Raw genomic sequence first — 20,245 nt, forward strand, 5'->3', positions numbered from 1 at the left:
GCCGACGCGCGTCCCGCACCGTAACGCCCATACACCCCAAACGATCACAAACCATTTGGGTTACGGGTCAATAACTCGGAAGTAGACCTACTTCCTCCCGATTAGGGCCGCTTCGCGCAGCGGAGCGACAAGGACTAACCCCGGCCCCCCGCGCCCGCGCCCCCGTCCGCGTCGATCATGGAGTTGTGGTGGTGGACAAAGGTCGCCATCCGCCCTGATCCGGGCACCACGACTCCACGATCGACGCGAGCTCCTGCGGGGCGAGCCCTCAGGCCAGGTCGATGGCGGGGTAGAGCGGGTGGGGGGCCAGCAGGTCGGTGGCCTGGCGGGAGATCTTGTCCGCCAGGTCGGCGTCCAGCGTGTACTTCGCCTTGGACGGGGTGCCGTCGGCGTTGGCGCCGGCCGTGGTCTGGGTCAGCACGGTGTGGATCAGCTCCGCCGTCTGGTCCATCTCGGCGGTGCCCAGCCCTCGGGTGGTCAGCGCCGGGGTGCCGATCCGGATGCCGGACGTGTACCACGCGCCGTTCGGGTCCTGCGGCACCGAGTTGCGGTTGGTGACGATGCCCGAGTCGAGCAGCGCCTGCTCGGCCTGCCGGCCGGTGAGCCCGTACCCGGACACGTCGATCAGCACCAGGTGGTTGTCGGTGCCGCCGGTGACCAGCGTCGCGCCCCGGCGCAGCAGCCCCTCGGCGAGGGCCTGCGAGTTGTCCACGATCCGCTGTGCGTAGTCGGCGAAGTCGGGCCGACGGGCCTCCGCGAGCGCGACGGCCTTGGCGGCCATGACGTGCGGCAGCGGACCGCCGAGCACCATCGGGCAGCCCCGGTCCACCTGGTCGGCCAGCTCCGGCTGGCAGAGCACCATGCCGCCGCGCGGGCCCCGCAGCGACTTGTGCGTGGTGGTGGTGACGATGTGCGCGTGCGGCACCGGGTCGAAGTCGCCGGTGAAGACCTTGCCGGCCACCAGACCGGCGAAGTGCGCCATGTCGACCATGAAGGTGGCGCCGACCGAGTCGGCGATCTCGCGCAGGATCCGGAAGTTCACCTTCCGGGGGTACGCCGAGTAGCCGCCCACCAGGATCAGCGGCTTGAACTCGCGGGCGGCCTCGGCCACCCGGTCGTAGTCGATCAGGCCGGTCGCCGGGTCGGTGCCATAGCTGCGCTGGTCGAACATCTTGCCGGAGATGTTCGGCCGGAAGCCGTGGGTGAGGTGCCCGCCCGCGTCCAGCGACATGCCGAGCATCCGCTGGTTGCCCAGCTCGCGGCGCAGCGTGAACCAGTCCGCCTCGGTGAGGTCGTTGACCTGACGGACCTGCGCCTTCTTGAGCGCCGGGGACTCGACCCGGTCGGCGAGCACCGCCCAGAACGCGACCAGGTTGGCGTCGATGCCCGAGTGCGGCTGCACGTACGCGTGCGCCGCACCGAACAGCTCCCGGGCGTGCTCGGCGGCGAGCGCCTCGACGGTGTCGACGTTCTGGCAGCCGGCGTAGAAGCGGCGGCCGACCGTGCCCTCGGCGTACTTGTCGCTGAACCAGTTGCCCATCGCCAGCAGCGTCGCCGGGGAGGCGTAGTTCTCGCTGGCGATGAGCTTGAGCGACTCCCGCTGGTCGGTCAGCTCGGCGCCGATGGCGTCGGCCACCCGCGGCTCGACAGCACGGATCACCTCGAGGGCGCTCCGGAATGCGGTGGACTCGGCGTTGCGCGACATGCGACCTCCTACGAACGTGCGGAAGGCCCAGGCGCTCGGCAAACGTCCTCGTGACGGGGCCGCTCCCCGATGGTTCTCCATCCCAACGCGCCAGTAACGGCCCACGCCGATCCTACCGGGCCGACCCGGGCCGACCCGGCCGACCTCCCGACGGGCCCCCCGAGGTGTTCGACGGCCCGTGCACGGGCATGGCCGAGCGCGGGATCGGGCGACTGACAGCGGTCACCGCAGTCGGTCGCACGACGAGGGGCCCGGCCATGCCGGGCCCCTCGTCGAACTGTGGGTGGCTCAGGCGGTCACCGCGTCGAGCGCCTTCTTGATCGCCTTCGGCTGGGTGGGGGTACGCGGCGCGTCCGCGCGCAGCGCGATCATCTTCTCGCCGATCTCCTGGAGCTGCTTACGACCCAACGCCTCGCGGACCTTGGGGAACCACTCCTCCTCTTCCTCCTCCACGTGGTGCGTGACGTTCTCGATCAGCACCGTCGTCTTGGCGACGAAACGCTCGTCGCCGGCGTCCATGCTGGCCAGTTCGGCGCAGAGCACGTCGGCCACGTGGTGCTCCTCGTACGACTCGAGGATGTCGTCCTCCAGGTCGGGCAGGAGCCGGCGGACCTCCGGGTACATCACCTCGTTCTCCAGGTAGGTGTGCACCGTCAGGGCCTCCAGGATCTGGTCCACCAGCTTCTGCCGCTGGCTCGCCGGCCCCTCCTCGGCGTCCTGGAAGGCCTTGAACAGGCGGCGCATTTCCTTGTGGTCCTCTTTGAGCAGGACGATGGCATCGGTCGACACCGGTGTGCCCCCTTGGTTCGATAGCGTGGCTGGTGTCGATCCGATACCCCGAGGCCGCGCGGCGAAACGGACGAACGCGGCCGATATCGCCTGGTCAGACCGTGGCCAGGGTGCGGGGGATCTCGTCGAGCAGTTCCCGGGCCAGGAAACCGATCCGGCCGTACCGGGGGATCAGCCGTTGGCCGCTCACGGCGTGCGCGAAGGCACCCCAGCAGGCGGCCTGCGCAGGGTCGGCGCCCCGGGAGAGCAGCCCGGCCAGCAGACCGGCGAGCACGTCTCCGCTGCCGGACGTGCCGAGGCCCGCGTCGCCGCTCTCCTCCCGCCACCCGCGCCCGTCCGGCGCGGCCACGTGCCCGTAGAGCGAGACCACCGCGTCGTACCGTTGCGCCAGCTCCGCGGCCTCGGCGCTCAGGTCGTCGCCCGGGTCACGGCCGAGCAGGTGACCGGCCTCGGTGACGTTGGGCGTGAGCACCACCGGGCGGTCGGAGCCGACCAGCAGCTTCGGCTCGTGGCTGAGCGCGCCCAGGGCGTACGCGTCCAGGACCAGCGGGGTCTGCGGTCCGGCCGCCTGCAGGACGAGGTCCAGCAGTCGGCCGGTCTCGTCGATGCCGGTCAACCCCGGGCCCAGGGCCACCACGTCGGCCGCGCCGACCAATTCGCCGAGCTGGCCGGCCCGGTCGGCGGCGACGGTGCCGTCGGAGTTCTCCGGCAGCCCCACCACCAGTGCCTCGGGCACCTGGATGCTCAGCGTGGCCGCGGTCGACTCGGCGAGGGCGAGCTGGAGAACCCCGGCGCCGGCGCGCAGCGCGGCCACCCCGGCGAGCAGGACCGCCCCGGGGGTGAAGCGGGAGCCGCCGATCACCAGCACGGTGCCCCGGCTCTCCTTGCCCCCGGCCGGTACCGGCAGTGCCCAGTCCCGCAGCAGTGCCGGCGTGATCACCTGCACCTCAGACCGGTTCGGCATGGATCTCGTCCTCCCTGGTCGCCTCGGCACCCTGTCGGTGCAGGTGGCCGACCTCGTTGAAACCGCCCAGCCGCAGCCTGCCCTGCTCGTCGGCGGACCAGTCGGTGATCGAGCAGTTGGCGATCACGTGTTCGCTGGTCAACGCCATCAGCTCCGGCTCGGTCAGGCCCTCGACGAGGTAACGCAGCAGGAAGACCAGCGCGTCGTGGCCGAAGAGCAGCACCCGCTGCCCCTCGTGGTCGCGGCGCAGGTCACCGAGGAGCGTGCGCAGGCGCAGCGCCACGTCGGTCCAGGCTTCGCCGCCGGGCGGCCGGTAGTAGAACTTGCCCAGCCGGGCACGGCGCTCGGCCTCGTCGGGAAACCGCCGGCGCACTCCGTGCCCGGTCAGGCCGTCCAGGATGCCCAACTCCCGGTCACGCAGCCGCTCGTCGCGGCTCACCGGCACCCCGGTGCCGTGCAGCGCCAGCTTCGCCGTGGACACCGCCCGCAGGTACGGCGACACCACCGCGACGTCCGGTCGCCGGTCCTCGGGCAGACCCGCGAGCCAGCGGCCGGTCGCCCGCGCCTGCTCCTCGCCGGTGTCCGAGAGCGGCACGTCGGCGTCGCGGTGGCTCAGCGCGATCACGTCCGCGCCGGTCTGCTCGGCCCGGGTGGCCGCCACGTTCGCGGTGCTCTCCCCGTGCCGGATGATCCAGAGCGTCGACAGTTCCGCCATGTCGACCCCCTACCCGGGCGCGGCACGGGGTAACCGTGCCGCGCCGGGCCGGGCGTCGACTCAGCCGCGCCGTTGCAGCAGGGCCACGGTCAGCCCGGTCACGTGCGTGACGCGGACCACGTCGTACCGTTCGGCGAGCGCGGCCGACTGCTTCTTCGGCAGACCGGTCAGCGGCGCGTCGGTGACCGTGGGCAGCAGCACCCACAGCCGCGGCTCGTCCCGCAGGCAGCGGGCCGGAGTGGCGCAGTCCGCGCCGAACAGCTCGTCGCGTTGAGCCGCCGACCGCTGCTGGAAGACGTTGCGCGGCGAGATGTCGGCGGGGAGGTAGTAGCGCACCCCGGGCTCGTGCATCCACCACCACGGGCCACCGGCGACCAGGCCGTCACCGGGTTGGTAGCCGGCCTCGATGACCCGCGCCGCCTGTGAGTAGGACAGCGGCGCGAACGCCCGCTTCTGCGGATACGTGTACCAGCCGTGCGAGTACTCCCCGCGCAGCGCGACCTGACCGGGCACGCTCAGGGCGGCGAGCACCACCACCGCCACCGCGACCAGGGGCGCGCGACGCAGCGCGGCGACGGCCGCGCCGGCGAGCACCGCCCACGCCGGCACGAGGAAGAGCAGGTACTTGGAGAAGAAGTAGTTGATGTCGCCGGTGGAGGCCACCAGGATCACCGGCACCGGCAGCGCGGCGATCACCGCGGCGGCGGCGGTCCGCGCGGCCACGTCGCGGCGCAGGTGGGTCAGCACCCCGACCACGGCCAGCGCGGTGATCGCGGCGGCGAGCAGCACCGAGCCGAAGACCTGCTCCCAGACCGTCCAGGGCGCGCTGTCCGGGATCCAGCTGATCTGCCGTCCCGCCTGCTTCATACCGCGCAGGATCACCGGGGCGGCGATCCCCACTCCGGCGGCGGCGGCGAGCACGAACCAGGCCAGCGACCACCAGCGGCGCTCCCGCCAGCAGTGGATCAGGACGGCCACACCGTGCCCGAGTAGCAGCGTGAGCGCCACCACGTTCACCAGGCCGATGCCGGCCACGGCGAGCGCGTAGGCGAGCCACCGCAGCCACCCCGGGCGCTGCAACGCCCGGAACAGGAACAGCGTGGCCGCGGCCGCGGCGAGGACGACGAAGGCGTACGACCGGGTCTCCTGCCCGAAGCGGGTGACCGTGGGCACGAGGGCGAAGACGAACCCGGCGGCGATCCCCGCCGTACGGTCGAAGACCCGACGCCCGACCAGCGCCACGCACGTGGTCGCCAGGACCATGGCCAGCGCAGACGGCAGCCGTACGACCGCCGGGCCGGTGCCGAACAGGCTCGTCCAGCCGTGCATGAAGAGGTAGTACGCCCCGTGCACGGCGTCGACGTTCGTGAGCATCCCCAGGATCTGCCCGGTCGAGCGGGTCGCCACGTCGATGGTGACCAGCTCGTCGTGCCACATCTCCGGGCTGCCGAGCCGCCAGCCGACGGCGAGGGCCGCGAACGCCGTGGGCCAGAACCAGACGCTGAGCACGAGCCGGCGGGCCAGAGTCAGTCGCCGTCGCTCCGGCTCGGTGGCGGGCGGGGGCGACCCCGCGTCGGTCTGCGCGGGAGGCGCGTCCGTGGTGACGGCGCGGTCTGACATCGGCGTCCGATCGGGGGCGAGCGGGGAGTGGGCGCGACGATGATAGCCGCCGACGTGGTCGCCGGAGGACCCCCTCGCGCCGGTTACCGGGGTGGTGTCACGACGGGCGCCGGGGCCGGATCGCCGGTACTGGATCCGGACGCCATGCCTGATACTGTGGCCCGCGCCCGTCGCGCACGTCAACCACGCACAGTAAGGCCCACGGAACCGATGATTGTCGACATCATGTTGCCGTACTACGGGAGCGTGCCCCTCATGCAGGCGGCGGTACGCAGCGTGATGGCACAGAGTGATCCGGGTTGGCGGCTGACCGTGGTCGACGACGGCACCGAGCCGGGCGTGCCGGAGTGGTTCGCGGAGATCACCGACGAGCGGGTGCGTTACCAGCGCAACGAGCGCAACCTCGGCGTCACCGGCAACTACCGCAAGTGCGTCGGCCTCGCCGAGCACGAGTATCTGGTGATGATGGGCACGGACGACATCATGCACCCCAACTACGTCGCCACGGTGCGATCGGTGATCGAGCAGTACCCGGGCGTCGGCATGGTCCAGCCGGGGGTCGAGATCATCGACGCCAACGGCACGGTGGTGAACACCATGGTCGACGAGGCCAAGCGGCGGCTCTACGCCCCGCGCGTCGAGTCCCGGGAGCTGATGGGCGGCGAGGACCTGGCGGCCAGCCTGCTGCGCGGCTGCTGGTTCTACTTCCCGTCGATCTGCTGGCGCACGGACGCCCTCAAGGCGGTCGACTTCCGCGACGAGTTCCAGGTCATCCAGGATCTCGCGCTGGTGATCGACCTGATCCAGCGGGGTGAGCAGATGGCCGTCGACACCACCCTGTGCTTCCAGTACCGGCGGCACGCGGTCAGCAAGTCCGCGGCCGACGCGGTCACCGGCTCCCGGTTCACCGAGGCGCGGGCGTTCTTCGTCGATGTCGCCCGGCGGATGGACGAGCAGGGCTGGCCCCGGGCGGCACGAGCGGCCCGCCGTTACCTGTCGTCCCGGCTGCACGCCATCACGCTGCTGCCGACGGCGGTCCTCGCCGGCCGGATGACCGGCGTGAAGAGCCTGTCGCGGCACGCGTTCGGGCCGGGCCGATGAGCGACAGCAGCCAGGGGGACGCCATGATCGTCGAGCAGCGGCACCCGGCGCGGGACGCCGGTCAGGGGCGGCGGGTGGTGGTGCTCGGCGGCACCGGTTTCCTCGGTCGCCCGATCTGCCGGGCCCTGGCCGACCAGGGCCACACCGTTGTCGCCGTCGCCCGTACTCCGCGTGACATCGGGTCGGGCGTCGCGGTCCGCGCTCTGGACCTGGCCGCCGCCGACGTCGACGAGATCACCGAGATGCTGCGCGACCTCGATCCGGACGTGGTGATCAACTCTGCGGGCGGCATGTGGGGGCTCAACGACGCGCAGATGCTCGCCGTCAACGTGACCCTGGTCGAGCGGCTGATCGAGGCCGCCGGCCGGTTGCCCGGACGCGTCCGGGTGATCCAGTTGGGCAGCGTGCACGAGTACGGCCTGGTACCGGTCGACACCTCGATGCCGGAGGGGCTGCGACCCGCGCCGGTGATGCCGTACGGCGAATTCAAGCTGCGCTGCACCACGGCGGTCAGCGAGGCCGACCGGTCGGGCCTGATCGAGGGCGTCACGCTGCGGGTCGGCAACGTCATCGGCGCCGGCCAGCCCGGGCACAGCCTGCTCGGGGTGGTCGCGGGCCGGCTGCGCGACGCCCAGCGCGCCGGTGCGCGGGCCCGGTTGGAGCTGGCCCCGCTGGGCTCGCGGCGTGACTTCGTGGGCCTGAGTGACGTGGTGGCCGCCGTCCTGCTGGCCACGACCCGACCCGAAGCCGCCGGCCATGTGATCAACATCGGTCGGGGGGTCGCCGCCAGCGCCCGTGATATGGTCCAGCTCCTCATCGACTCCAGTGAGGTGCCGACCGACCTGGTCGAAGCCGAGCAGACCGGCCCGGCCGAGACGAGCTGGCAGCGGCTGGACGTCGGGCTCGCCGCCGAGGTGCTCGGCTGGTCGCCGAGCGATGATCTGCACACCGAGATGAAGCAGTTGTGGGAGCACGCCGGCGCCGAGGTGCCCGCCTGATGGTCGAGAGGTCCTGACCGCATGACTACCCCCGCCCTCGTCCGCTCCCGTGGCACGCTGGCCGAGCTGCTCTCCGGCCGCAGCAACGGCATCGGGCTCATCCGGCTCTGCCTCGCCGTGGGCGTCGTGTTGTCGCACTCCAAGCCGCTCGGCTTCGGGGCCAACGACCTCGGCTACCACCTGACCGGTCGGCAGACCAACGTCGGCACCATGGCCGTGTACGGCTTCTTCGTGCTCTCCGGCCTGCTGATCACCCGCAGCGCCCGGCGTACCGGCATCATCCGCTACTCCTGGCACCGCGCCCTGCGCATCTTCCCCGGCCTGTGGGTGTGCCTGCTGATCACCGCGCTGGTAGTCGCCCCGCTGGTCGCACTGCGCGAGCACGGCACCACCGCCGGCTTCTTCGACAACGCCTGGGACCGTGGCGGCCCGTTGGCCTACCTCCAGGCCAACTGGTGGACCGGTGTTCGTCAGTACGGCATTCAGGACCTGTTCAAGGCGACCACCCCGTGGGGTGTGAAGAGCGGTTCCAGCGTCTTCAACGGCGCCCTGTGGTCACTCAAGTACGAGATGTTCTGCTACGTCGTGGTGGGCGTCCTGGCGATCACCGCGGTGCTGCGCAACGCCCGCCGGTTCGTGCTGTTCCTGACCGTCGCGCTCTACCTGAGCATCCTGCAGGACTGGGTGAACTCCGGGCAGTTCAGCGGGCCGGCGTCCACGGCGAGCTGGTCGTTCGACTCGCCCCTGGTGGGCGTGATGAGCTTCCACTACATCGTCTACCTGGGCTTCCTGTTCGCGTTCGGCGCGACGCTGGACCTCTACCGGGAGCGGGTGCCGATCAACGACGCGCTCGGCATCGGCTCGGCCGTGGCGCTGGGGCTGTCCCTGCTCTTCGGCGGCTTCTTCGCCATCGGGCTGCCGGCGTTCGCGTACCTGCTGGTGTGGCTGTCGGTGCGGATGCCGCGCCAGCTGCACTGGGTGGGGCGGAAGAACGACTACTCGTACGGCATCTACATCTATGGGTTCGTCGGCCAGCAGGTGATGGCGAGCCTGGGTTGGAGTCGCTGGGGGTACGTGCCGTTCGCCGCGATGTCGGTCGCGGTCGCCTTCGTCGCCGCGTTCGTCTCGTGGAAGCTCGTCGAGCGGCCGGCGCTGCGGTTGAAGGACTGGACGCCGGGCTTCGTGGCCCGTCGGTCGTCGCAGCCGGTACCGGTCGAGCAGCAGACCGCGGTGGCCGAGGAACCGCCGGGGACGCCGCCGGTGTCGATCGGCGGGCAGACAGAGGAACTGCCGCAGCAGCCCGCCACGCTGGTCACGGGCCGGTAGCCCACCGGGTCCGCCCACACGTCGTACCCTCGGGGGCGTGGCTACGGCGGCGGCGGAGATCCAGGTGGGGGAGCGGCTGGTCCGCGTCTCCAGCCCCGACAAGCCGTACTTCCCGGAACGCGGGCTGACCAAGCTGGACGTCGTCCGCTACTTCCTGGCGGTCGGCGACGGCATCCTGCGGGCGCTGCGCGACCGGCCGACCATGCTGGAACGCTGGCCGCGCGGTGTCTTCGAGGGCGCGACGATCGCCACCCGGCAGACCAACCGCGGTGACGCCTTCTATCAGAAGCGGCTGCCGGCGGGCGCGCCCGAGTGGGTGCGCACCGCGCACATCACGTTCCCCAGCGGCCGGACCGCCGACGAGGTCGCGCCGAGCGAGCTGGCCGTGGTGATCTGGGCCGCCAACCTGGGCACTCTGCGCTTTCATCCGTGGCCGGTGTCCGCCGGCGACGTGGAGCGCCCCGACCAGCTCCGCATCGACCTCGACCCGCTGCCCGGCGTGGGCTTCGAGCAGGTGGTGCCGGTGGCGCACGAGGTGCGGGCGTTCCTCGCCGAGCTGGGCATGACCGGCTACCCGAAGACCACCGGCGGGCGCGGCCTGCACGTCTACCTGTCGATCGAGCCAAGGTGGAGTTTCGGCGAGTGCCGCCGGGCGGTGCTCGCGCTGGGCCGGGAGATGCAGCGCAGGCTGCCGGAGCTGGTCACCACCACCTGGTGGCGGGAGCAGCGGGACCTACCGGTCTTCGTCGACTACAACCAGATGGCCCGCGATCACACGGTGACGTCGGCGTACTCGATCCGGCCGACACCGCAGGCCCTGGTGTCGGCGCCCCTGGACTGGGCGGAGCTGGACGACGCCCGGCCGGAGGACTTCGACGTGCTCAGCATGCCGGCCCGGTTCGCCGAGCGCGGCGACCCGCACACCGGCCTGGACGGCGACCGGCACTCGCTGGAGCCGCTGCTGGAGCTGGCCGACCGCGAAGGGCTGGAGGCCCCGCCGGAACGGTGACCCACGTGGCGGCCTACTGCCACGGGCTCTGCGTGCCCTCGAACTCCTCGAAGACCAGCCACGACCGCGTCGACAGCACCCCGGCGATGCGCTGCACCCGGTCGAGCACCACGTCGCGCAGGGCGGCGTTGTCCGGCGCCCGGACCAGGGCCAGCACGTCGTGCTCGCCACTGAGCAGCGCGACGTGCTCGACGTAGCGCACCTGGGCCAGCTCGGCCGACACCTCCCGCCAGGTGTTCTGCTCGATCGTCAACGCCATGTACGCCGACGTGCCCAACCCGGCGGCCTCGGGCGCCACCTGTGCCCGAAAGCCCGTGATCACGCCGTCGCGCAGCAGTCGCTCGACCCGGGCGTACGCGTTGGTGCGCGAGATGTGGATGCGCTCGGCCAGGGTGCGCACCGACGTGCGCCCGTCGCGGACCAGCTCGTCCAGGATCCGCCGGTCGACCTCGTCCATGGCTCGGGCCGATCGTCCCGATCCGGTTCTCCGGCTCGCTCCGTCTCCGTTCTCCTGGCTCACCGACGCGCCTCCCGCATGCCAGTCATCCCGCCTTCTGCGTGGATCTTGAGTCAATCATCCGTCAGGCGGAAGCATAGGCTCACCACACGTCCCAGGAGGTCCCGCCGTGACGACCACACCCCAGGCGGTCCGCAGGGCATCCCCGCGCGCCCGTCGGACGGTCACCCCGCCCGACCCGGCGCGCCCGCTGCTGCCGGACGCCGAACCGGTCCGCCTGCTCGATGAGACCGGTACGCCGCTGCCGGCCCGTACCGACTACCCGGAGCCGCCCGTCGAGGCGCTGCGGGAGCTGTACCGCCGGATGGTGCTCGGCCGCCGGTTCGACACCCAGGCGACCGCGCTGACCAAGCAGGGCCGCCTCGCTGTCTATCCGTCGTCGCGGGGGCAGGAGGCGTGCCAGGTGGCCGCCACGCTCGCCGTCCGCGACACCGACTGGGTGTTCCCCACCTACCGCGAATCGATGGCGCTGGTTGCCCGGGGCATCGACCCCGTCGAGGTGCTCACCCTGCTGCGCGGCGACTGGCACTGCGGCTACGACCCGACCCAGGTGCACACCGCGCCGCAGTGCACCCCGCTCGCCACCCAGTGCGTGCACGCGGCCGGGCTGGCCCACGGCGAGGCGTACCAGGGGCGCGACACCGTGGCGCTGGCCTTCATCGGCGACGGCGCGACAAGCGAGGGCGACTTCCACGAGGGCATCAACTTCGCCGCCGTGTTCAAGGCCCCGGTCGTCTACTTCGTGCAGAACAACAGGTACGCCATCAGCGTCCCGCTGTCGCGGCAGACCGCCGCGCCGTCGCTGGCGTACAAGGGTGTCGGCTACGGGGTGCCCAGTGAGCAGGTCGACGGCAACGACCCGGTCGCGGTGCTCGCCGTGCTGACCCGCGCGGTCGCACACGCCCGCGCCGGCAAGGGGCCGTACCTGGTGGAGGCGCACACCTACCGGATGGAGCCGCACACCAACGCCGACGACGCGAGTCGCTACCGCGACGGCGCCGAGGTCGACGCCTGGCGCGACCGCGACCCGCTCGCCCGCCTCCAGGCGTACCTGCGCGCCCGCGGGGTGCTCGACGACGCGGCGGTCGCCGAGATCGCCGAGCAGGCCGAGGCATACGCGGCGGACCTGCGCAGCCGCATGAACAGCCAGCCCACCGTCGACCCGCTGAGCCTGTTCGACCACGTCTACGCCGAGCCCACCCCGCAGCTCGTCGAGCAGCGCGAGCAGGTCCGCGCCGAGCTGGCCGCCGGGTACGACGAGGAGGGTGACGCCTGATGGCCACCACCATGGCGAAGGCCCTCAACACCGCCCTCGCCGACGCGCTCGCCGCCGACGACCGGGTCGTCGTCTTCGGCGAGGACGTCGGCCAGCTCGGCGGCGTCTTCCGGATCACCGACGGCCTCCAGGCCCGCTTCGGCGAGAAGCGCTGCTTCGACACCCCGCTCGCGGAGGCCGGCATCGTCGGCTTCGCCGTCGGCCTGGCCATGTCCGGGCTGCGGCCGGTGGTCGAGATGCAGTTCGACGCGTTCGCGTACCCGGCGTTCGAGCAGATCGCCTCGCACGTGGCGAAGCTGCGCAACCGCACCCGGGGCAAACTCAGCGTGCCGATCGTCATCCGGGTGCCGTACGCCGGTGGCATCGGCGGGGTGGAGCACCACTGCGACTCCTCCGAGGCGTACTACGCGCACACCCCCGGCCTGAAGGTCGTCACCCCGGCGACGGTCGAGGACGCGTACTCGCTGCTGCGGGAGGCGATCGACGACCCCGACCCGGTGGTCTTCATGGAGCCCAAGAAGCTCTACTTCGGCAGCGCGGACGCCGAGCTGCCGGCGCGTACCGAGCCGTTCGGCCGTGCCGTCGTGCGCCGGCCCGGCCGCGATGCCACGCTGGTGGCGTACGGGCCGGCGGTGCCGGTCGCGCTGGAGACCGCCGAGGCCGCCCGCAAGGAGGGCTGGGACCTGGAGGTGGTGGACGTGCGGACCATCGTGCCGATCGACGACGCCACCATCACCGCCTCGGTCCGGCGGACCGGACGGTGTGTGGTGATCCAGGAGGCGCCCGGCTTCGCGGGCGTCGGCGCGGAGATCGCCGCCCGGGTGCAGGAGCGCTGCTTCCACGCGCTGCACGCCCCGGTGCTGCGGGTCGCCGGGCTGGACATCCCGTACCCCGCGCCGATGCTGGAGCACACCCACCTGCCCGGCGTCGACCGCGTCCTCGACGCGGTGGCCCGCCTGCAGTGGGACGACCAGCCCGACGCCCGCTGGGCGGCGGCATGACCACCGTCGAGCGGACACAGGTTTTCCTCCTGCCCGACCTGGGGGAGGGGCTGAGCGAGGCCGAGATCGTCGAGTGGCGGGTCGCCGTGGGCGACGTCGTCACGGTGGACCAGAGCGTGGTCGAGGTGGAGACCGCCAAGGCCGTCGTCGACGTGCCCTGCCCGTACGCCGGACGGGTGGTGACCCTGCACGGCGCGGCCGGTGAGGTCCGCCCGGTCGGCCAGCCGTTGATCACCATCGCGCCGCTGGACGGAGACGGCGACGAGCCCGCCGGGCACGCCACCTACCGCGAGGAGGAGCGCGCCGGCTCCGGCAACGTCCTGATCGGGTACGGCACCGGCCACGGCGGCGCGACCCGTCGTCGCCGCCGGCCGCGCCTGGCCCTCGCCCCCGACCCGGTCAGCGCAGCCCAGCCCGGCGATGCCCAGCCCGACGCCGCCTACGCTACCCACGCCGACGTGGCGATGCCCGGTCGGGCCCGGCCTGACGCGGGCACCGCGACCGGCAACGGCCCGGCTTCCCACGTCGGTCCCGCCGGCGGCGCGCCGGTCGGCGGTCCGCCGTCGAACGCCCTGGTGATCTCGCCGATCGTCCGTCGGCTGGCCCGCGAGCGCGGCGTCGACCTGGGCGCGGTGCGGGGCACCGGACCCGGCGGGGTGATCCGCCGCGCCGACGTGGAGGCGGCCTCGGCCGCGCCCGCGGCCCGGCTCGCCGCCGTGCCGGACCCGCACGTCGCCCCGGCCCCGGGCGGGGACGGCGATGTCGTCGTCCCGCTCACCGGCGTGCGCAAGGTGATCGCCGACAAGCTCTCCCGCAGCCGGCGGGAGATCCCCGAGGTGACCATCTGGGTCGACGTGGACGCCACCGGGCTGCTCGAGACCCGCGCGGCGATCAACGCGGCGACACCCGACGCGTCGGTGAGCATCCTGGCCCTGCTGGCCCGGATCTGCCTCAGCGGTCTGCGCCGGTACCCGCAGCTCAACGCCCGCGTCGACACCGAGGGTCAGCGGATCGTCCAGTCCGCCGGCGTGCACCTGGGAATTGCCGCGCAGACCGACCGGGGCCTGCTGGTGCCGGTGCTGCGCGACGCCCAGCGGCTGACCACCGCCGAGCTGGCCGCCGCGCTGGCGGAGACCACCGCCGCGGCGCGGGCCGGGACGCTCGCGCCGGCCCGCCTCACCGGCGGCACCTTCACGCTGAACAACTACGGGGTGTTCGGCGTGGACGGCTCCACGCCGATCATCAACCACCCCGAGGCGGCGCTGCTCGGGGTGGGACGCATCGTGGACAAACCGTGGGTGGTCGACGGGCACCTGGCCGTCCGCAAGGTGACCCAGCTCAGCCTCACGTTCGACCACCGCGTCTGCGACGGCGGGGTGGCCGGCGGCTTCCTGCGGCACGTCGCCGACTGCGTGGAACGGCCGGCGCTGCTGATCGCCGCCGTCTGACGCGTACCCCCTCGGTCCCGGCACCGCCCGCGCGGTGTCGGGGCCGGGCGTGCCCCGGGGTTTCCCGGCCGCGTCACCGGGAAGTCGGCCCCGCCGGTACGCGCCGGACGCGTCGAAGGGAGCCGACCCGTGGCCGTGGCGAACGAGCTGCTACTCAACTCGATCCGCGTGCGGCGGCCCGCGGCGGCCGGCGCGCCGCTCTACTGCGACGCCCTGGAGTACGGCCTGACCGGTGACGGCGCGACCAACGACCAGCCGGCGCTGGCCGCCCTCGTGGACCGACTCGGGGCCGGGTACGCCTCGGATGGCCGTGCCCGCGTCATCTACTGCCCGCCGGGCATCTACTCGATCCGCGACGCCGGCACGGTGTGGCGCAGCGGCGTCTCGCTGGTCGGCGCCGGTCCGGCGGCGACCCGGTTCATGCTCAGCAACGAGGGCAACCGGGCCGACCCGACCCCGCTGGCCTTCTGGACCACGGTGCAGCACGGCGCCGACCGGGACCGCCACATCGCCGACTGCACCTTCGCCGACTTCCAGATCGACGGCTCCGGCGTCGCGATGGCCGAGTACAGCTACCTCGCCAAGGGCCTGGGTCTGCAGTACGTCGTGCGCGGCGTGTTCCGCAACCTCTACATCCACCACACCGCCGCCACCGGGCTGGGCTGCGACTTCCTCCAGGACTCCCTGATCGACGGCGTGGTGGTCGTCGGCTGCGGTCGGCTGGACAACGGCGAGCAGATCGGCGGCGCCGGCATCGGTGTGGGCATCGGCGGTTGGGGTGCGGTGGAGCGCTTGACCATCGCGAACTGCACCACCCTCGCCAACGGCACCAACGGCATCTTCCTCGAACTGCAGAAGGACCACTGGGCACCGCCCCGCGGCTACCGCATCATCGGCTGTCACAGCCAGGGCAACCGGTTCGGCATCTCCGACTGGGGCGCCGATGGTCTCATCGTCTCCGCCTGCACGATGACCGGCAACCTGGAGGCCGGCTTCGACATCTCCGCCCAGGGCACCGCGGCAGTGGCCGGACGGGGTGGGCTGCTCACCGACTGCGTCATCGACGGCAACATCCGCGACGGCGTCAGCGTCGGCAACACCCCGGGTCCGTACACCATCCGGGGCAACCGGATCAGCGGCAACGGCCAGCACGGCTACCACGGGCACGACCTCGGGCGGGGCTACCAGGGCCCGGTACGCGACGTGGTGATCGAGAGCAACGAGTTCTGGGGCAACGGGCTGGACGCCGTCCGGATCGACCACCAGATGACCGATGCGGTGCTGCTCAACAACCGGATCCGCAACAACGGCCGACAGTACGCGCAGGCCGCCAGCGGTAGCGGCGAGACCATCCGCTACGCCGAACGGTCCGTGGTGGACCGGTCGGCGAACTGGCCGCACGACGGGCACCGGGGCAAGGTCCTGCGGGTGGGACGGGCCGTGGCCATGGTGGCCGCCAACACCGGCGACGAACTCCTCCTGGCGCCGGTCCGGCCCGACGGCATCAGCGCGTGGAGTGGGGACGTACCGCCCCCGGGCTGTGGATACGAGCTGGACGCGGCACCCCAGCGGCGTGCCGGCATCACCATCGACGCGGCGTTCGACTCGGCCACCATCCGCGGCAACCGGGTCTGGGACAACCACGAGAACAGCACCCAGACCCACGGTCTGTGGATCACCGAGCGGGGCAGCTGCGTGGACTGCCGGGTCGAGGACAACGACCTCGCCGGCAACGCCGACGACGGGATGCGCCTGGACACCCCGCCGGTGGGCGGACGCTGGCGCGACAACCACGTCGACAACGACTGGAGCTGACCAGCCGGGCCCGCAACGCGAGACGCCGGCGACCGGAGTTCCGGTCGCCGGCCGCCGTCACTGTCAACTGGTCAGCCGGCCAGGCCGGCCACCGGTGTGGGATCGAGCACGACAGTCGCGCTCGCGCTCTGCGGCGGCACGCCCGGCTCCGTCGGAGCGTCGGTGTACTCCGCGACGAACACCGCAGTCAGGTTGTCCGCGCCGCTGTGCCCACCGTCCACGAAGGTGGGGATGGTGCCGGAGCATCCGGTCGCCGTGGAGAGCGGGTGCCCGTGCTCATCGTGGCCGAGCACGTAGGTGACCTTCACCCGCGAGCAGTCCACGGGGAGGTCGTCGGTGACCTTGACCTCGTACGCGACCGTCTGCCCGAACTGGAAGGGCTGCCCGGCCACCGGGGCGACGAACTCGATGACCGGCGCGGTCGGCCCGACCACCAGCGGCAGGGTCGCCGCGGCCGAGCGTCCGGTGCGGTCGGTCACCTTCAGCGTCGGCGTGTACGAGCCGTTCTCCTGGAACGTCCACGACGCATTGGGATCGGTGCTGTCCACCGAGCCGTCCGCGTTGAAGTCCCACGCGTAGCTCAGCTTGTCGCCGTCCGGGTCGGTGGTGCCGGCGCTGGAGAACGCGACGGTCAGCGGGGCCTGCCCGACGGTCGGGGTACCGCTGATCTTCGGGATCGGCGTCCGGTTGCCCCGGACGAAGTCGATCCGGGACAGTTGGGCGTCCGGGTTCTCGGCGAAGTAGCCGTCGCCGTACTCCAGCATGTAGAGCGCGCCGTCCGGACCGAACTCCATGTCCATCGGGTTGTCCACCACCAGCGACGGCGCCACCGGCCGGATGTCCTGCACGTCCCCGTCGGAGTCGAGGCGGAACTCCTTGATGTAGTCCCGGGTCCACTCGTAGAACAGCGGCACCCCGTCGTAGTAGGCCGGCCACCGGGTACGCGACGTGCTGGTCCCGTCGTAGTCGTACGCCGGGCCGCCCATCGGGGCGATGCCGCCGGTGCCCAGCTGCGGGAACTCGGCCGAGGCGGCCGCCGAGTACCAGACCTGCGGGGCCTCGACCGGCGGCAGCACGCGCTTGCCCGTGTTGTGCGGTGAGTCGTTGACCGGGCGCTTGCAGTTGAACTTGGCACCGGACTCGCCGGTGGCGAAGTCGTAGTCGCGGTAGGCGATGGTCGGCGTCACACAGTACGGCCAGCCGTAGTTCGCCGGCTTGTCGACCACCATCCACCGACCGTGCCCGGCGGGGCCACGCTCCGGGTTCGCCGTGGAGGCGTCGGGGGAGTAGTCGCCCACGTACACGTCGTCGGTACGCCTGTCGACCGCGAAGCGGAACGCGTTGCGCAGCCCCATCGCGTAGATCTCCGGTCGGGTCTGCGCCGTGCCCGGCTTGAACAGGTTGCCAGCCGGCACCGTGTACCCGCCACTGGCCTTCACCTTGATGCGCAGCAGCTTGCCGCGCAGATCGTTGGTGTTGGCCGCGGTGCGCTGGGCGTCGTACGCCGGGTTCCGGTCGGCCCGCTCGTCGATCGGGACGTAGCCGTCGGAGGCGAACGGGTTGGTGTCGTCACCCGTCGACAGGTACAGGTTGCCCTTGCTGTCGAAGTCGATCTGACCGCCGACGTGGCAGCAGATCCCCCGGTCGGTCGGCACGTCGATGATCTGCTGCTCGCTGGCGAGGTTGAGCTTCATCCCCTCCAGCTTGAACCGGGACAGCCGCAAGGCGCCCTTGAACCGCTGCCAGTCCGCCGCGGTGCCGACCTCCGGCGCGTCCCCCTCGTTGACGTCCGGGGTGGCCGGGTCGTCCACCGGGGTGTCCATGGGCGGTGAGTAGTAGAGGTACACCCACTTGTTCTGGGTGAAGTCCGGGTCGATGGCGATGCCCTGCAGCCCCTCCTCGTCGTGCTGGTACACGTCGATGTCGGCGGCGAGGGTGTTGAGTCCGGTGCGCGGGTCGTGGATGCGGACCTCGCCGGTCCGGGAGGTGTGCAGCACCCGCAGGTCGGGCAGGACGGCGAGGCTCATCGGCTCGCCGGGGAAGTCGTTCAGCGTCACCTTCTGGAAGCTGCTGTCCGGTGGCGGGGCCGGTGCGGCGGTCGCCGCCGTCGGCACGGCCAGGCCGGCAGTCACCAGGAGCAGGGCGGACGCGAATGCGGTCCTGTTCATCAGGTAGCCCTTCGAGGCGGTCAGTACCGGAGTGAGGCGAGATAGTCGAAGCCGACCCGGGCGGTCTCGATGGCGTCGGCGGCCACGCGCGGCGAGGTGCCCGCGTCGTCGCGTTCCACGATGTACTCCTCGATGCCCGCCTCCCGCTCGTGCGCGAAGATGCGGCCGAAGTCGATGACACCGTCGCCGAGGTCGGCGAAGCCACCCTCGACGTCCAGGTCCTTGACGTGCACCTGGCGGATCCGCCCACGGTTCTCCCGGATCACGTCGACCGGGTCGTGCGCCCCACGCCAGGTCCAGTACAGGTCCAGTTCGAAGTGGACCAGCCGAGGATCGGTCTGCTTGGTGAGGATCTCGAAGCCGGTCGAGCCGTCGGTCAGCGGCACGAACTCCAGCTGGTGGTTGTGGTAGCCGAAGTCGAGACCGGCACGCTCGGCGAGCCGACCGGCCTGGTTGAGGTCCCGGGCCAGGGCCCGGTAGATGGCCGGATCCCGGTACGGGCGTCCCTCGGCGTCCCGGCCGAAGTAGGGGTGGACGATCTTCTTGCAGCCCAGCGTGTTCGCGTCGGCGAGGGCGCGTTCCCAGGTGGCGGCGTCGAACGGCTGCGGGACGCCGGTGTGCCCGGAGGTGGCACGCAGTCCGGCCGCGTCGAGCGCGGCGCGGAACTCCGCCGCCGTACGCCCCACGAAGCCGGCGTGCTCCACCCGCCGGTAGCCGATGCGGCGCAGGGCGGTCAGGGTGCCCGGCAGGTCGGCGGCGAGCTGGTCGCGCAGGGTGTAGAGCTGGATGCTGATGCGGTCCACCGGCACCCGACGCCGACCGTGGGACTGACTTGCGGTGGCGGTGTCACCGGCGGGCGCCGCGTTGGCCGGGCCGGCGAGAAGCCCGGCAGCGCCGACGGCGGCGGCGGAGACGGTCGCGGCGCGGAGCAGCCCGCGCCGACTGACCGACTCGGACGCCACGGTGGGCTCCGAGCGGTTGGCCTGGTGATCCATGGTGGTGGTTCCTTCCTGACGGCTGGCGTGCCGTCGGCAGCGGTCAACCTGCTGCCTTCACCGGGCGCGTCGAACCGGCCGGAGACGTGCACCGGCGGGACGATGAGAACGACGCGTTATACGCGGTCGGCGACGCTGAGGGTGGACCGCGGCCGACCCCGGCAAGGGCGGCAGGCAGGCTGATCGACGAATGGGCAACCCTCTATCTAAAACGGACCTTACCCTTGCCCCCGGACAAAGGCAAAGCTCCCTCACGATCAGCAGAAGTTTCGCTCCACCTGACAAAAGTTCGCCCCAGCAGGTGCGCGACCGCCCGCCACCGGCCCCCGCACGAGCCCCGCGCCGGCCGCGATCCGCGCCGGCTCCGCGCCGGCTCCGCGCCGGCTCCGCGCCGGCTCCGCGCCGGCTCCGCGCCGGCTCCGCCGGCCGCGATCCGCGCGCGCCCGCCGGTCCGGTGCGGCGCCCATCGCCGGTCGCGAGTCGCGGCATGATCGCGCTCGATCCAGGATGTTTCCAGGATGTAGTGGCCTCGGCTCGGTGAGGAAACCACTACATCCTGGATCGAGCGTGACCTTGCGAGGTGCAGGCGCAACTCCCCGGCCCTCGCGTCGGGTCGCCAGCCACGTCGGTCGCCGCTTCGTCAAGAGCCGCGCAACATCAGGGATGTTGCTGCTTCCCGCGCGTCGGAAGCAGCAACATCCGGGAAGTTGCGAGGCTCTGCCGCCAGCCCGCCAGCCCGCCAGCCCGCCAGCCCGCCAGCCCGCCAGCCCGCCAGCCCGCCAGCCCGCCAGCCCGCCA

16 protein-coding genes and 1 riboswitch are annotated in these 20,245 nt (G+C 72.1%); of the genes, 8 read left to right on the forward strand and 8 right to left on the reverse strand.

Annotated features, from left to right (window positions below; genetic code table 11):
• Positions 1 to 268: 268 nt before the first annotated feature.
• The 5 genes from ACLQ24_RS21845 to ACLQ24_RS21865 all read right to left on the reverse strand — a co-directional run bounded on the left by ACLQ24_RS21845 (position 269) and on the right by ACLQ24_RS21865 (position 5,793).
• The gene (locus tag ACLQ24_RS21845) at positions 269 to 1,705 is read right to left on the reverse strand and encodes a glycine hydroxymethyltransferase (protein ID WP_425893568.1); all 1,437 of its coding nucleotides are present in this window, start codon (positions 1,703 to 1,705) and stop codon (positions 269 to 271) included.
• Between the two features lie 18 nt (positions 1,706 to 1,723).
• Positions 1,724 to 1,813: riboswitch (ZMP/ZTP riboswitch) on the reverse strand.
• Between the two features lie 180 nt (positions 1,814 to 1,993).
• Entirely contained in the window at positions 1,994 to 2,494 is a 501-nt protein-coding gene (locus tag ACLQ24_RS21850) for a hemerythrin domain-containing protein (protein ID WP_425893569.1), read from the reverse strand.
• 94 nt (positions 2,495 to 2,588) lie between these two features.
• Entirely contained in the window at positions 2,589 to 3,458 is an 870-nt protein-coding gene (locus tag ACLQ24_RS21855) for an NAD(P)H-hydrate dehydratase (RefSeq protein WP_425893570.1), read from the reverse strand.
• On the reverse strand, positions 3,442 to 4,173 hold the full coding sequence (locus ACLQ24_RS21860; RefSeq protein ID WP_425893571.1) for a histidine phosphatase family protein: 732 nt from the start codon (positions 4,171 to 4,173) through the stop codon (positions 3,442 to 3,444). Before ACLQ24_RS21860 ends, ACLQ24_RS21855 begins: the two co-directional genes overlap by 17 nt.
• 60 nt (positions 4,174 to 4,233) lie before the next feature.
• Positions 4,234 to 5,793 carry a glycosyltransferase family 39 protein gene (locus ACLQ24_RS21865; protein ID WP_425893572.1) on the reverse strand — a complete coding sequence of 520 codons (1,560 nt, stop codon included), beginning with the start codon at positions 5,791 to 5,793 and terminating at the stop codon, positions 4,234 to 4,236.
• A gap of 210 nt (positions 5,794 to 6,003) precedes the next feature.
• Here ACLQ24_RS21865 and ACLQ24_RS21870 point away from each other — a divergent pair, with 210 nt between their 5' ends.
• From ACLQ24_RS21870 to ACLQ24_RS21885, 4 genes are read left to right on the forward strand one after another with little or no spacing between them, the layout of a single operon-like run.
• Positions 6,004 to 6,894, forward strand: coding sequence for a glycosyltransferase family 2 protein (locus ACLQ24_RS21870; protein ID WP_425893574.1), 891 nt, complete (start codon positions 6,004 to 6,006; stop codon positions 6,892 to 6,894).
• Positions 6,891 to 7,892, forward strand: coding sequence for an NAD-dependent epimerase/dehydratase family protein (locus ACLQ24_RS21875; protein WP_425893576.1), 1,002 nt, complete (start codon positions 6,891 to 6,893; stop codon positions 7,890 to 7,892). The genes ACLQ24_RS21870 and ACLQ24_RS21875 overlap by 4 nt, the downstream gene beginning before the upstream one ends.
• Before the next feature lie 21 nt (positions 7,893 to 7,913).
• Positions 7,914 to 9,218 (forward strand): acyltransferase family protein, encoded by a 1,305-nt coding sequence (locus ACLQ24_RS21880; protein WP_425893577.1) that lies wholly within the window; start codon positions 7,914 to 7,916, stop codon positions 9,216 to 9,218.
• 37 nt (positions 9,219 to 9,255) lie between these two features.
• Positions 9,256 to 10,227 carry a DNA polymerase domain-containing protein gene (locus ACLQ24_RS21885; protein ID WP_425893578.1) on the forward strand — a complete coding sequence of 324 codons (972 nt, stop codon included), beginning with the start codon at positions 9,256 to 9,258 and terminating at the stop codon, positions 10,225 to 10,227.
• 13 nt (positions 10,228 to 10,240) lie between these two features.
• On the opposite strand, the gene ACLQ24_RS21890 is transcribed toward ACLQ24_RS21885, so the two are convergent.
• The gene (locus ACLQ24_RS21890; protein ID WP_425893579.1) at positions 10,241 to 10,684 is read right to left on the reverse strand and encodes an Lrp/AsnC family transcriptional regulator; all 444 of its coding nucleotides are present in this window, start codon (positions 10,682 to 10,684) and stop codon (positions 10,241 to 10,243) included.
• Positions 10,685 to 10,853: 169 nt separating this feature from the next.
• On the opposite strand from ACLQ24_RS21890, the gene pdhA reads away from it, so the two are divergent.
• The 4 genes from pdhA (at position 10,854) to ACLQ24_RS21910 (ending at position 16,284) form a co-directional block, all read left to right on the forward strand.
• Positions 10,854 to 12,020: a pyruvate dehydrogenase (acetyl-transferring) E1 component subunit alpha gene (gene pdhA, locus ACLQ24_RS21895; RefSeq protein ID WP_425893580.1), complete on the forward strand. Its 1,167-nt coding sequence runs from the start codon at positions 10,854 to 10,856 to the stop codon at positions 12,018 to 12,020.
• Positions 12,017 to 13,021: an alpha-ketoacid dehydrogenase subunit beta gene (locus ACLQ24_RS21900; protein WP_425893586.1), complete on the forward strand. Its 1,005-nt coding sequence runs from the start codon at positions 12,017 to 12,019 to the stop codon at positions 13,019 to 13,021. The genes pdhA and ACLQ24_RS21900 overlap by 4 nt, the downstream gene beginning before the upstream one ends.
• A complete protein-coding gene (locus ACLQ24_RS21905) occupies positions 13,006 to 14,469 on the forward strand; it encodes a dihydrolipoamide acetyltransferase family protein (RefSeq protein ID WP_425893587.1) in 1,464 nt (487 codons plus the stop codon). The genes ACLQ24_RS21900 and ACLQ24_RS21905 overlap by 16 nt, the downstream gene beginning before the upstream one ends.
• A gap of 135 nt (positions 14,470 to 14,604) precedes the next feature.
• On the forward strand, positions 14,605 to 16,284 hold the full coding sequence (locus ACLQ24_RS21910; protein ID WP_425893588.1) for a right-handed parallel beta-helix repeat-containing protein: 1,680 nt from the start codon (positions 14,605 to 14,607) through the stop codon (positions 16,282 to 16,284).
• Positions 16,285 to 16,355: 71 nt separating this feature from the next.
• Here the strand turns inward: ACLQ24_RS21910 and ACLQ24_RS21915 are convergent, their stop codons facing one another.
• Together ACLQ24_RS21915 and ACLQ24_RS21920 are read right to left on the reverse strand one after the other, a co-directional pair.
• Positions 16,356 to 18,452, reverse strand: coding sequence for a PQQ-dependent sugar dehydrogenase (locus tag ACLQ24_RS21915; RefSeq protein WP_425893581.1), 2,097 nt, complete (start codon positions 18,450 to 18,452; stop codon positions 16,356 to 16,358).
• Positions 18,453 to 18,472: 20 nt separating this feature from the next.
• Entirely contained in the window at positions 18,473 to 19,447 is a 975-nt protein-coding gene (locus ACLQ24_RS21920) for a sugar phosphate isomerase/epimerase family protein (RefSeq protein WP_425893582.1), read from the reverse strand.
• Between the last annotated feature and the right edge of the window lie 798 nt (positions 19,448 to 20,245).

The organism is Micromonospora sp. DT4 (genome assembly GCF_049841675.1).
Lineage (GTDB): Bacteria > Actinomycetota > Actinomycetes > Mycobacteriales > Micromonosporaceae > Micromonospora.